This is a genomic window from Fulvivirga sedimenti (genome assembly GCF_020328055.1).
In genome coordinates this window covers 724298-737476 of record NZ_JAIXNE010000002.1, presented here as the reverse complement: position 1 = coordinate 737476, position 13179 = coordinate 724298, and the positions used below count along the sequence as shown (strand labels likewise).

General features: G+C 45.6%; 11 protein-coding genes. All 11 read right to left on the bottom strand.

Annotation, left to right across the window (positions count from 1 at the left end):
• Positions 1-40: 40 nt before the first annotated feature.
• Entirely contained in the window at positions 41-475 is a 435-nt protein-coding gene (locus tag LDX50_RS09595; RefSeq protein ID WP_225698228.1) for a hydrogenase maturation protease, read from the bottom strand.
• A complete protein-coding gene (locus tag LDX50_RS09590) occupies positions 465-1922 on the bottom strand; it encodes a Ni/Fe hydrogenase subunit alpha (protein WP_225698227.1) in 1458 nt (485 codons plus the stop codon). The genes LDX50_RS09595 and LDX50_RS09590 overlap by 11 nt, the downstream gene beginning before the upstream one ends.
• Position 1923: 1 nt before the next feature.
• Positions 1924-3192, bottom strand: a complete 1269-nt coding sequence (locus LDX50_RS09585) for an NADH-quinone oxidoreductase subunit B family protein (protein ID WP_225698226.1) — start codon at positions 3190-3192, stop codon at positions 1924-1926.
• Positions 3193-3197: 5 nt separating this feature from the next.
• Positions 3198-4967, bottom strand: coding sequence for an NAD(P)H-dependent oxidoreductase subunit E (locus LDX50_RS09580; RefSeq protein WP_225698225.1), 1770 nt, complete (start codon positions 4965-4967; stop codon positions 3198-3200).
• A gap of 118 nt (positions 4968-5085) precedes the next feature.
• Positions 5086-5886: a dioxygenase family protein gene (locus LDX50_RS09575; protein WP_225698224.1), complete on the bottom strand. Its 801-nt coding sequence runs from the start codon at positions 5884-5886 to the stop codon at positions 5086-5088.
• 187 nt (positions 5887-6073) lie between these two features.
• A complete protein-coding gene (locus LDX50_RS09570) occupies positions 6074-6487 on the bottom strand; it encodes a VOC family protein (protein ID WP_225698223.1) in 414 nt (137 codons plus the stop codon).
• Positions 6487-7515: a DUF3500 domain-containing protein gene (locus tag LDX50_RS09565; protein WP_225698222.1), complete on the bottom strand. Its 1029-nt coding sequence runs from the start codon at positions 7513-7515 to the stop codon at positions 6487-6489. The genes LDX50_RS09570 and LDX50_RS09565 overlap by 1 nt, the downstream gene beginning before the upstream one ends.
• Positions 7516-7563: 48 nt before the next feature.
• Positions 7564-8850, bottom strand: a complete 1287-nt coding sequence (locus LDX50_RS09560) for a serine hydrolase domain-containing protein (protein WP_225698221.1) — start codon at positions 8848-8850, stop codon at positions 7564-7566.
• A gap of 109 nt (positions 8851-8959) precedes the next feature.
• Positions 8960-10576, bottom strand: coding sequence for a M28 family metallopeptidase (locus LDX50_RS09555; protein WP_225698220.1), 1617 nt, complete (start codon positions 10574-10576; stop codon positions 8960-8962).
• Between the two features lie 14 nt (positions 10577-10590).
• Complete coding sequence (locus LDX50_RS09550; protein ID WP_225698219.1) at positions 10591-11913, bottom strand: polysaccharide deacetylase family protein; 1323 nt, start codon at positions 11911-11913, stop codon at positions 10591-10593.
• A 16-nt stretch (positions 11914-11929) separates the two neighbouring features.
• Positions 11930-13177: a DUF418 domain-containing protein gene (locus tag LDX50_RS09545; protein ID WP_225698218.1), complete on the bottom strand. Its 1248-nt coding sequence runs from the start codon at positions 13175-13177 to the stop codon at positions 11930-11932.
• Positions 13178-13179: the final 2 nt, after the last annotated feature.

Genomic DNA, 13179 nt, shown 5'->3' with positions numbered 1-13179 from the left:
ATGTGATTAAAATCTTAGTGGATGTCGAACTTCACACCCTTCAGAGGGTAATTTTATCGAAGAAGCGAATGGCATTATCAAGGTTGATACGAGCCTTGGTTGAAAGTCCCTGATTCAGTTCCCATTGATAACCGCTTATCGCCATGACCCAGCACTCTGTATTTGCGGCGTACAATTCTTTTGCGAGCCAGTATACATGTTCAGGCGGTAGTTTATGACTGGTATAAAGGGTAAATGATTCAGGCTTGCACAATGAATATTCAAATCCTTTTTTGTGCTGTTCCCGGGAGGCATCGGTAAAAATAACGGTATCATACCGTGCAATAAGTTCAGCGTCTTCAATCTGGAGCTGATAACGATATTCCACATCAAACTCCTGGTGGAATTCAGCAAAATAGTCAGCCACTTTCCATCCCAGGGCATCATCTGACCTGCCGTAATTACCTATACCTATGATGAGTGTATTATTCGCCATTTCTTACAATCTGATGGATCAGACTTCCCGTATGATCGTAGAGCTCTGCCTTCAGCGACATCTGTCCCAAAGCCTGGGTTGCGCAGCTCAAACAGGGATCATAGGCCCTGATTGCAACTTCAACCTGATTGAGCATGCCTTCGGTAATGGTACCCTTTTCGCTGATAACATGGTCTGCTACCCACCTGACGGCATGGTTCATGGCTTCATTATTATGGGTGGTGGAAACAATGAGGTTACACTTGGTGATCATTCCATGATCATCTACCTGATAGTGGTGTGTTAAGGTTCCCCTTGGCGCCTCGATGATACCGATTCCCTCGTTTCGCGGAGTGCCTTCGCGGAAAAGGTCGTCGCTGAGAAGCTCATCGTCATTGAGGAGGTCTCTCATGATCTCTGCACAATGTAAAATTTCGATCAGACGGGCCCAGTGCGCATAGAGTGTGCTGTTATTCACCTTTTTTGCTGAGAAAGAAAAGAATTCCCTGCGTTCCTGTTCGGCAAGCGGTGTAGAAATTTTGTCGCAAACATTGATCCGGGCAAGTGGGCCAACCCTGTTCCATCCTTTTTGGGGACCGATATTTTTCAGGTATGGAAACTTCATGTAAGACCATCTTTCAACACCTTCCAGGAAATACTGCTGGTAATCGTTGGTACTTACGTCATTAAGCGTTGTGTTACCAGTGGAGTCTATTGCGCGCAAAAGACCATGATACATTTCCAGGTTTCCCTGATCATCCACCATTCCGAGATGTCCGGATGGGAATTCGGCAAAAGTATCCAGCAGGCTATGGTGTTTTTCTGCATAGGCTTTTATGAATGCCAGCACTTCCTGAGACCATTGGATCATGGTTTCAATATTCGGGATATCCTTACCGTTCAGGAAATATTCTCTTTCCTCCGGATTGAAAACTTTATAAACTCCCCCGGGAACAGCGGCCACCCCATGAATTTTCTTGCCGGCAATTGCTTTTATGATCTCCTGGCCAAATTTCCGCATTAGGATACCTTTTTTTGCCAGCTCCTTATTTTCAATGGCAACTTCGAAAACGTTTCGTTTTTGAACCGGTGCATCCATACCAAACAGCAGATCCGGTGATGCCAGGTAGAAGAAATGCAGCGCATGTGACTGGAAGATCTGTCCGTAGTGCATGAGTCTGCGGAGTTTAGTCGCAGTAGGTGATAAATCCTCAGGATCAACACCAACGATCTGATCAATTGCTTTGGCGGCTGCAAGGTGGTGGCTCACCGGGCAAATTCCGCACAAACGCTGTACCAGTACAGGTGCTTCCCAGTAAGGACGTCCCTGAATAAAGCGTTCAAATCCCCTGAATTCAACGATATGGAAGAATGAATCTTCAACTTTACCATATTCATCCAGGTGTATGGTTACACGTCCATGTCCTTCTACCCGTGTTACGGGATCAATTACCACTTTACGGCTCATGTCAGTCATATTTGAATTCGGAATAAAGTACGGAGAATGATTCACCCCAAAGAAGGCTTTTTATCACCTTCCAGATATGTGCGGCATTCGGCGGGCACCCGGGGATCGTATAATCGACTTTAACGATTTCGCTGCAGCCATATACCCTGTCGAGAATCTTCGGCAGGTCTTCGTGGTAGGGGATTGTGTGCTCGCCGGGCTCTGCTGTAACGCAATTGAGATATGCTTCCTCCAGGCATTCTCCGAGAGGTATGGTATTTCTCATTGCCGGAAGGCCGCCCCAGGCTGCACATTCTCCCATTACCACCAGTATATCGCACATTTCCCGGAATGTGCGGAGGGTTTCAATATTTTCAGTATTGCAGCATCCTCCTTCCACGATTCCCAGGTGACACCGGCGTGTGAAGGTCTTGATATCGGTTAACGGAGATTTGTTGAATTCAACAAGTTCAATGATATCAAGTAATTCTGTATCAATATCCAGCATCGACATATGGCAGCCGAAACACCCGGCAAGTGAAACGGTTGCAATCGTTTTCTTTTCGAGTGGACCTTTGTGCCCTTTTGGAACAATCCTGGATTTGAAATCCGATTGCGAGGAGGCCGTATCGAATGCACGTTCACCAAATGGCCTGGTCATGGTTTTGCCTCTGACAAGAATTGCGCCTGTCGGACAAATCATGGCTGCATTTTCAGCCTGTTCAGTGGTAAGCGACGCCTCTGCATTATAATCAATACCAATGGAAGTATGATATCCCCTGTTCACAGAGGTGAAAACCCGCCGGCCGTCTGACGTGTGGATTTCCTCGATACATCTTTTGCATTTAATACACCTGCTGTGTTCCAGTACGAGCCTTTTAGGTTGAAAGTCGATCAGTCGGTCCTGAAAGAGGTGCGGGAATCTGGTTACAGAAATTCCGAGTTCGTAGCCCATGTGCTGCAGGTCGCAATTACCGCTTTTCTCACAGGCCGGACAGAAATGATTTCCTTCGGCAAACATCATTTCTATGAGCGCTTTGCGCAAATCGATTAGTTCTTCGGTATTTACTTCTACCGAAAGTCCTTCTTTAACACTTGCCGTGCACGCAGGGTCATACCGGCCATCGATCTTACAGGTACAGGTACGGCAGGTACCCAGTGGGGGATCGATGTGTTCATAATAACACAAGGAGGGTATGAAAATTCCATTTGCCTTTGCTGCATCCACCAGGTTGGTTCCTTCCTCGGAATAACACGGATTACCATCGATATAGAATGTACATTGAGCCACAATTCTCAGGGTTTGTATTGTTCAAAAGGTGCGATTGCCCGGGTATAGTCAAACGGGTGAATCAGGTCATTGTGATAGGCGCCATAAGTACCTTCAAAATATTCACCGAATTTTTCCAGGGCGGTCAGTACAGGGTTACCAGCAGTCTTGCCTAATCCGCAACGGCTGGATTTGCGCATAATATGAGTCCAGCTCTTCAGTTCATGGAGGTCATGATGATCGGCAAGCCCCGACCGTAATTTTTCCAGTTTCCGCTGAATGATGAAATTTCCAGCCCGGCAGGGTGTGCAGACTCCGCAGGACTCATGCTTGAAGAAAGCATTGAAATTCATAATGATCTGAAGTATATCCCGTTCTTTACTGAAAACCATCAAAGATCCGCCGCAGCGAATCTCCCGTTCAGGGTTAATTGAGCGTGGAATAAAAATTCGGTCCCTGTCTGTGGTTGTCAGCGTTTCCCCGGAAGGCCCGCTCACTTGTATGAAGAGCGGGTCGATCGCCATTGACATGTCAAGTAATTCGCCAACAGAGGTGCCGTATTCAATCTCATAGATGCCGGGTTTTTGGCAATCACCAGCGACGCTGATAATTTTGGTACCGGGCGAAGAGGGGATTCCTCTTTTGCAATACTCTCCGGATCCCATTTCAAGTATTCTGCATGCCGCAGCAAATGTTTCAACATTGTTTACCACTGTAGGCAATTGGAGATAACCACGTTCCACCGGGTAGAACCACTTGGTTCTGGGCTCGCCCCTGCGCCCCTCCATGGATTCGAGAAGTGCGGTCTCTTCTCCGCAAACGTAGGCGCCCGCGCCAAGTTCAATCCGGATATCAAAATCAAAGCCGTCGGTACCGGCAATATTCTTTCCGAGCAATCCGGCTTCCCGAAAGGCGACCAATTCATCTTCAAGGTGATTCAGTAGCCACTGGTACTCACCGCGGAGATAGATCATTCCATAAGTCGCGCCAACGGCAAATGCGGCAATGATCATTCCCTCGATCACAGATCCGGCCTGTTTATTGAGAAGTACCCGGTCCTTGAAGGTTCCCGGCTCACCTTCATCGGCATTGCATATGATCACCTTGGGATCTGAGGTAAAACTTCTGCAAGCATCCCATTTTTTCCAGGTGGGAAAAAATGCACCGCCACGTCCGGAGAGACCGGCAATTTTAATTTCTTCAATAATTGCCTGGCGACCGATTTTCAGGGCACGCCGGATTCCATTTCCCCGGAGGTAGGGTGTGAAGAAAACTGACTTGCCATCGGGCGGGGTAAATCGTATATGATCTGCGGGATGATCACAAATTTCAGCCGGATGAATTCCTTCTCGTATTTGCTGAATGATTTCCTTTACCCGAACCACGTTCAGATTGGTAAAGGGATAGAAGTCGATGAGCGCAGCGGGTTCCTGATCTGATAATCCGATGCACGCGGTAGGAAAGAGCCCGAATGTACCAGATATATCGGTACTGCCCATACGCGCACCGGTAGCCTGCTCAAATGCTGTTCTAACCCGTTCGTATCCCCGGAATTCTGAAATTACACTGGTATTCAGGTAAATGGTATGCTTACCGGCTGGCTTGAGGTGAAAGAAGTGATAGAAAGAGGCAACTCCCTGTATTTCAATTTCAGATACACGATGCTTCCTGGCCAAAACCCGGATGGTATCTGCGGAAATATATCTGTCCTGGCGCTGGTAATGCCATAATTCTGAAAGTAATCGCGCTCCTGGCGGATCGATAGGGAAAAATTTCTGTCGGGAAAGGGTATGCATGACAACGTGAATGCGTAATGATTGAATTTACCGCATATTCAGTCGGCGTCACATGACCTCTATCATTTCTTCAGATGTCAATGAACAGTGAATAATGAGCTTGTCCGGGATGTTCTTGTCAGGAGTTTACAATTCCAATTTTGGTAACTGTGGAAAGGACCTGATTCTCATTCGGAGCGATACTGAACATCAGTCCGAATGCATTTTCCGTCGAAGCAAGAACTCCGTCATTTTCTATTTTGAGCGGACATTTGCCATATTGGGAGTACGGCTCAATTGATGTGTAAATTTCATCACAAAGGTTGGTATCAAAATAAAACTGGGACAGTACCTCCCTGTTTTCACGGGTGGTAATTTTCACATGGATGTGCGGAACACGTCCTACATACCATCCAGGAAAAATGGTTGTAAAGGCCACTTCACCATTCGAATCAGATTGCTGTCTTCCACGTAAGAACTTATTTTCATTCACAGGATTCACGTGCATCTTGTCATCCATGGTTTCACTGTTGTTCAATAAAAACATAGCAGAGGCCCATTCATCATGCGTTATTTCTTCCGGATATCCGCTGTAGGTGCCTTCGGCATCACAATGCCAGATTTCTACGTTGGCGCCTTCAACCGGGGTGCAGTCGGGGTGATTTACTATTTGAAATTTTAGCTGAAGTTCTTTTCCTTTGCGGTCTTCCCGGATATCCGATCGGGCCGGAGAAGGAAAGAAAAAGGGCCCCTCAGTCTGCTGAACGGTAAGAATGCAATAGTCTTCTTCGCCGGGGGCTGAGGTAAGTAATTCCGGATTAAAATCACCTTTCATCAGTTGCCTTAATATAGGCCTTCGGAGGAGCCAGGTGCCCAGAACAGTCGTGCCTAAAATACCTGCTGTCCCAATGATAAATTTTCGTCTGTTTGATTTTGCCATAAGTTGTGAAGAGGAAGAGATTCGCGGTAATTACATCAAAATCAGGTAAATAACCAAGAAAAGAGTTACGATCACACGATTACCTTATACCCTCGAAGGTGGTATTCATGGCAGTCGTTCAATGCCCTCTGAAGGTATAAATTAATAGACAACTGAATTAGGTATTGATTCTGCAAAAACTGAACAATCAGTCAATACGATATTCACTGATCTCAAACAGGTGCCCATCCGGATCATAGAAGAAACACCGGGTTTCATTCCCCCGGCTAATTGGAGGTGTAATGAATTCAACCCCACGGCCTGAAAGAATTTCATAGGATTGCCAGCAATTGTTAACTCGGATGGTAAAGGAGTGGCTCACGACTTCTTTATTGCCCGGTGTTTTAAAATACGTACCGGGCTTGTCGTCTGTTGGCCCGCCGGGTTTTACCAATAAAATCCAATGTCCCATGAGTTGGATAACCGCAGAATCGCCGCCATATTCCCTGAAGAGGCTGGCGCCTAATGCTTGAAGATAAAAGTCTTTTGACTTTTCAAGGTCTGAAGTAACGAGTATGGTCGTGATTTCAGAACCTTGAAACGGATCCCGGGATTCATGCATTAATGGTGATTTTCATAATGTTGTTTCAGCAGATCTTCTGCGAAATCATTTGTGAGGTCACGAACCACCGAGTGGATATGATTGGCATTGTTCTGCGTATTATCAAATTCAATGAGCAGGGAAGGTCCCTGGATGCGATAGTAATGGCCACTACCTTCTGTGAGGCTGCCAGCCCAGGAAAATGACAGGTTGTCAATTCCGGCCGCTTCAATTTTAGCGCGAAGTCGTTTTGAAAATCCAAGCTCATAATTGTCGATATAAACATTTAGCAGGTCCATGAAAATCTCCTGTTGATCCTGTGTCATGGAAGGATACAGTATACCTCTTGGTTCCAGGGCCGTAGCAGTCCGGTTAGCTCCCGAAAATATGCCTTCCGGCGCTTCTTCGGAAAACCGTACAATTTTCATCTGCTCATCACTCATGGTACCGAGTAACCTAAAACCAAGGTCGGATTCAAGCTTCAGCACCTCGATTTTGTCAAAACCTTCTACATCCACTTTAGCCGGGTTCGTGCCGAAAAAGGATGGTGTTGAGGAAACGATCTGATTATCATTCAGCATGAAATTGAGCGATATGTGATGTCCTTCAAAGCGCCAGCCCCAAAACCCAGTATCAGAAGGTGTTCCGAAAATTGAAAAAAAATAATTCAGCGGATCCCTGCCCGGGCTTCCATCAGGCCATTTAAAACGGTTATTCTCGATCTTGTACAATACATTTTCCAGGGCCATAATTTCTGTTGTCTTACGAAGTCCCTCATCGCTGAGTGAGGATCTGATCAGGGAGAAAGCCATATCCTGCTGACTTTCATTCAGGTCATGAAAGTTAATCCCTTTCCTTTCGCGTGGAACAAAGTGAAAATTCATGCGTTCCTCGTCATTGAGACTGAAGAGCATGCGCTCCTTCAAAGGTTCGGATAGGTTTCTGATCAACGTGTTGGCTTCTGCGGCCAGATTTTGCGCATAAGAAGTGATGGCTGAGCCTGCTGTGAGGGTCAGCGCTATGCAAAGGGGAATAAATCGATAGTTCATGAATGTAGCGGTTAAGGGTTAAGGTGTTGGCGTGTTTATTTGAAATGATCAGTCATCCACTGCTGCTTCAACTAATACCTTGAATTTCCAGCCGGTAGGCTCTTCCCCGATATTCAGGGTTTGTTTCAGTAATATTCCAATAATGTTTTCTTTCGGATCGGCAAAATACTGGGTGTTGAATGCGCCTCCCCAACTGAATGTGCCTTCGCTACCTTCTCCTCCAATTCCTTCGCCGTGTTCATCAATTACTCTAAAGGCGAGACCATAATATGCCCCTGAATTACCCCAGATATTACCAATTTGATTGCTCATGATCGAACGAACGGTTGTGCGGCTTAGAAGGCGAACGCCATTCAATTCGCCTTTATTCAGATACATCTGTAAAAATGAAGCATAATCAGTGGCAGTACTTACCAGTCCCGCTCCCCCGCCAAAGTAGGATTTAGCCCCGGCTTTAGGGAAGTCGGAATCACCCAGTCCGCCCGACTCATAGGCTACCAGTTTGCCGTCTTTTCTTGTCATAACGTTTACCAGACGATCATATTTGTTTTCCGGGAGATAGAAATAAGTATCATTCATGTTCAGGGGTTTGAATATTCTTTCCTGAAAAAATTGGTCCAATGGTTTCCCGGAAATAATTTCAATCAGCCTGCCCAATATATCCAGCCCTTCACTATAGGTGAATTTTTCACCGGGATTATGGTGAAGGGGCATAGTTGCAAGCTTCTTTATGTTGTCGGCCAGCAGAACAGGTTCTTTTGTAATGCCATCCACAATCCCTGCTTTCTGATATATTTTGGTAAATCTTTTGTCGCCATCGATCACACCATAGCCCACTCCGGATGTGTGAGTAATCAGGTGCCGAATGGTTATGGGTTTATCCGTTGGTGAGATAGTAAAGGTAGAATCAGCCTCATTGAACGAGGCCAGAATACCCGCATTTTCAAACTCAGGGATATAGTTTGCGATTGGGTCATCCAGTTGAAATTTTCCTTCTTCCCAAAGCATCATAACCGCGGTTGCGGTAATAGCCTTTGTCTGTGATGCAATCCTGAAAATATCATCTGTTTTGAATGGGTCATTACTTTTGTTCATTCCAAAGGCTTTAAGATATACTATCTTGCCATTGCGGGCTACGAGGGCAACAGCTCCAGGGATCTCATTTTTTTCTATTGATTCCTGAAGCATCTTATCAATTCTTGCAAGTCTTTCAGAGGACATGCCAACGCTTTCAGGGGAAGCTTCAGTGAGGGGAGGGGAATTTTTGATTGACTTAGTCTGGGCATTCACCGTGATTGAGACGGTGAGCATGGCAATAAGGCATAAGTATTTCATGTATTGAAAGTTATAGCGAGAGGTTTGATTTTATAAGATAATCTTTTTTATAAAAAAAACCGCCATTGCTGAAAAGCAATGGCGGATGCAAATGCGGTATCTGAGAAGATTACTTTTCCCTGGCGGCCCTGAACTCACTGGTTTCGTACCATTTCGGGAAATAATCTTCGCTGGCCAGGGTGTTACCAACCTCATATAAAAGTTGAGCATCGAATTGAATTCCTGAAAGCGGCGTTTCTCCCGGGACATATTCATCAGCAGGCTGATGGTATTTATTTTGCAGGTAATCTTCCTTCTGCTCGGCAATATAATCTACTCCATGTTCGAAATCTTCATAGGACCCGCTTGCATACAATGCGGGTATTCCAATTTTCGCGAAGTTAAAATGATCGGAACGGAAGAAATATCCTTTTTCAGCATCGGGATCCGGTATAATATAGCGGCCCTGTTTCTCGGCAGCGCGCGCTGCATATTCATCCATTTCTGAATGACCGAAGCCTGTAATGGTTAGATCCTTCATTGGACCCGGACTTTCCAATGCGTCCATGTTGATATTTGCCACTGTCTTCTGCGGAGGATAGATAGGATTTTCTGCATAGTATGCAGATCCGAGCAGACCCTGTTCCTCTGCCGTTACTGCCAGGAAAATAATGGATCGTTCCGGTTGCGGCCCCTTGGTAAATGCTTCTGCTATGGCAAGCAGGCAAGCTGTTCCTGACGCATTGTCCACAGCACCGTTATAGATTGAATCTCCATTGATGGGTCTGCCAATACCAAGATGGTCCCAATGTGCTGAATATAAAATGTATTCATCTTGCCGTGTCGTGCCCGGCAGTACAGCGATCACATTTTTAGACTCATCACGTTTGATGGTATTGGTAATGTTTACTGAAGCGCTTTTTCCTAACGGGACAGGTTTAAAGTCGGGCTGGCGTGCGAGGGTTCTGAGATCATCTACCGAAATGCCTGTACCGCTAAAGAGCTTTGCTGTAGCATCGCCCGTTACCCACCCGATTACATCCGACTTAGGGGCATTACTTTCGAGGCTTTGCTGTGGACCAGTCCAGCTTGACTGCACCACATTCCAGCCATAGCTGGCAGGTTTGGTGTCGTGAATGATCAGGACTCCGGCGGCACCCTGCCGGCCACCTTCTTCATACTTGTAGGTCCAGCGGCCATAATAGGTCATCTCATTTCCCTTGAACAAGCTGGAATCCCCGGATTCAAAACCAGGATCATTCACAAGTACAACAGCAGTCTTGCCTGCCCAGTCAATTCCCTCATAGTCATTCCAGTCATATTCCGGGGCAACGATGCCATAACCCGCAAACACGAGCTCTGAATTATTAAGGCTTACCTCGTTCACAACCTTTGTCGTATTGGCTACAAAATCATCAAAAAAGGCCAGATCAAATTCTTCTGATCCTGTAATTCGCATGGTTTCGGAAGGGGTTCCGGTAATTTCCACAAGCGGTACTTCCTGAAAGAAACTTCCATTGTTTCCGGGCTCAAGACCCAGTGCTGAAAATTCCTTTTCCAGGTAATCAACGGTTTTTGTTTCGCCTTCTGAGAAGGGCATTCTGCCCATGAACTCATCAGACGCCAGACGTTCTATGTGTCGTCCAATCGACTCTTCCGAAACCGTGGCAGTCGATGTCTCTTCCGTTGTTTTTGTTGAGCATGCCGCAGCGATAGCAACCAGCAGCACTAATGAAGTGTGTTTCATGTTTATAATTGAGGTTAATTTTTCTGTAAAACGAGTTCTCCTGCGGATGGTATCACATTGAAAAGAACGTATTTACCATTCGCATCATCCTTAAAGATAGCCTGAATATTTTTACCGGTTGGATCGGTGATCGATATCTTTGTCCAGGATTCAGGAATATAGGTTTTAAGGGTTACAGGTACGTTGTATGACTCTGGATCAAGTTCAGTGCTTAGCCGGATAGAAATGCGGTTATCTTCAGATTTCGTTTCAATTACGGTATTTTTCCGCTCCCGGATATATTTAGTGACATTCCCAAACGTATCTACCCATAAGGAGTCGCGCTGATCGTTCACAAAACTGAAATATTGATCCAGCTCTTCTCCCGTTTTGGGCTCCCAGCCAAACTGGTCGACTCCATGAAAAACAAGCACGAGCCATACACCCGAACCGGATAAGGCTGTATTCACCCAACCTTTCATATCGTCGACACTGTGGCGGGTAAGTGCACCACGCTGCCATTGTACATACTCCTCGTCGGAATCCAGCGGTGATTTATCGCTGGATCTGTTTAATTCTTCAAGATAGGGTTCGGGCATCCTGTTTCGCAGTGCGGGATAAATGTCATAGGCATAAGACATAACCCGTTCGTTTTCAGTGCCGTACGGTCCTTCGGCAGAAAATGTGTATTCAGGGCCCAGGAATTTTTCAATATCAGCCTTGCTCTGCTCCAGTTCATATTTCATGTTAATCTCATCCAGTACTGCCAGCCGGGGATGAGTAACCGTATGGCTGGCGATTTCATGGCCATCTGCAGCGTAGGAACGATATTGTTCCCAGGTGGTGGTGTCTTCCACGTTATTGTGAAAAACAACATCATTAGTATCCTTCATCGAACCATTCCGGATTTTCGAGTAACCCTCATCCAGCAATTGATATGCTTCCTCTACTTTGCCCTGTTCATAAAGCGATCCTACACGGGCGTGATAGTCCTCTGCCTCGGAAGTGCCGGTAAAGGCGATGAGGGAAGCACGTTCAAAAAAATTGTTTTCGTTCGTTTCAATATCAGCAGTCTCTTTGATGATCTCTTCCGGTGATCGGCCAATAAATTTACCTGGTTGAGAACCCTCAACCTTTCCGGTAATAATAAAGAAGGTACCCTTCAAATTATATTGATCCATGATAGGTCTGGCAACGGTCAGCTGGTTTATAATGCCGTCATCAAAGGTGATGGACAAAGCCGCCTTTTTGTCGTCCGGCCATTTGGTAATGACGGTTTCACCGGAGTGTCCTTCTTTCTCCGGGGAGCAGGCAAGTACAAGACATGATAAAAATAATACTGTAAGAGCGTTTTTCATTTCTGTGAAATTATAATTAACGGTAAGTTAGTTTGCGCCACAATGCTTCCAGCGGCCCCTGTTTATGGGTTTTCATCCACCATGTACTTGCTATCAGCTGGAATATCCAAATACCCGATACGATAAACAGAAGCTCATACCTGTTGAAGGTATTATACCTTCCGAATCCATATCCATAGAATATCAGGGCACAAATAATGCTTTGCATAATATAGTTTGTCAACGCCATTCGCCCGGCAAGCGAAATAGGGTTGAGGTCTTTTCCTTTCAAAACCTGGTGGTATAAACCATTCAGCACCAGGATATAGGCAACTCCCAACGTTTCCTTTGGCAGCGTGAACAACCATGATTGCCATACATTTTCTACCGGTTCGAAGTAGTGAAATGTCCAGTGATCATAGCGTAAATAATTGATTACAAGGGCAACGAAAAACAGAAGGAGAGTGGTTGACCAATACAATTTTTTATTCCTGATGTCTGAAAAAATTCCGGTTTTATAGAGAATAATACCAAGTATCATCATGATCAGGGTTCTGAAGAGTATTCCGGGGTATAGTATGTTTCCCTTATGTACCCCTGAGTGGTCAGCGTTTATCGTGATACTTTCAACAAGGCTTTTTCTCACAGTGGCAGTATCGGTTACGGCAATACCTTTTGATGTCCTCTTTTTCCATATCTCAATATCTTCAGCCTGTTGCCCCGTACGGTCTTCAGCGGGCAGACGCTGTGCCAGTATTGCCTGCTCATGGAGAAATTCTATCCTTTTGGCATTCTGATAACTGTTGTAGAACAAAATACCAGTAAAAATGAGGACCGTAATCATCAACTGTTTCAACTTGAATGATCTGAACGGGAACAGCAAAAAACCGCAGATGGCATAATGATATAATACGTCTCCATCCCAGATCACGTAAGCATGTATTACTCCGAAAATAAAGAGCCAAAGGAGACGTCGGGCATAAATGTCCATGGCTTTCAGTCCGAGCCCCTGTAGCCGCTCCAGGAACATGAAGAAGCCTACTCCAAAAAGCAATGTAAACATGCTGAAGAACTTTCCCTGTGCCAGAAAGTAAACCCAGAAACGGGTATTTGCATCGACCGCGGAATCAAATCCATATTTGAACGGACTCCATGGGTCATCATAGGCAAATGATTCAATATTGATCACCAGTATTCCGAGGACTGCAATTCCCCGAAGGAAATCCAATGAACCAAGTCGTTTGGTCGCCTGTATGGGCTGAGGATCATTTAGATTACCCTGCATTT

Excerpts from the sequence above, each read along its gene's own strand:
- LDX50_RS09595 (WP_225698228.1), bottom strand. The coding sequence starts at position 475 with ATGGCGAATAATACACTCATCATAGGTATAGGTAATTACGGCAGGTCA.
- LDX50_RS09590 (WP_225698227.1), bottom strand. The coding sequence starts at position 1,922 with ATGAGCCGTAAAGTGGTAATTGATCCCGTAACACGGGTAGAAGGACAT.
- LDX50_RS09580 (WP_225698225.1), bottom strand. The coding sequence starts at position 4,967 with ATGCATACCCTTTCCCGACAGAAATTTTTCCCTATCGATCCGCCAGGA.
- LDX50_RS09575 (WP_225698224.1), bottom strand. The coding sequence starts at position 5,886 with ATGGCAAAATCAAACAGACGAAAATTTATCATTGGGACAGCAGGTATT.
- LDX50_RS09570 (WP_225698223.1), bottom strand. The coding sequence starts at position 6,487 with ATGCATGAATCCCGGGATCCGTTTCAAGGTTCTGAAATCACGACCATA.
- LDX50_RS09565 (WP_225698222.1), bottom strand. The coding sequence starts at position 7,515 with ATGAACTATCGATTTATTCCCCTTTGCATAGCGCTGACCCTCACAGCA.
- LDX50_RS09560 (WP_225698221.1), bottom strand. The coding sequence starts at position 8,850 with ATGAAATACTTATGCCTTATTGCCATGCTCACCGTCTCAATCACGGTG.
- LDX50_RS09555 (WP_225698220.1), bottom strand. The coding sequence starts at position 10,576 with ATGAAACACACTTCATTAGTGCTGCTGGTTGCTATCGCTGCGGCATGC.
- LDX50_RS09550 (WP_225698219.1), bottom strand. The coding sequence starts at position 11,913 with ATGAAAAACGCTCTTACAGTATTATTTTTATCATGTCTTGTACTTGCC.
- LDX50_RS09545 (WP_225698218.1), bottom strand. The coding sequence starts at position 13,177 with ATGCAGGGTAATCTAAATGATCCTCAGCCCATACAGGCGACCAAACGA.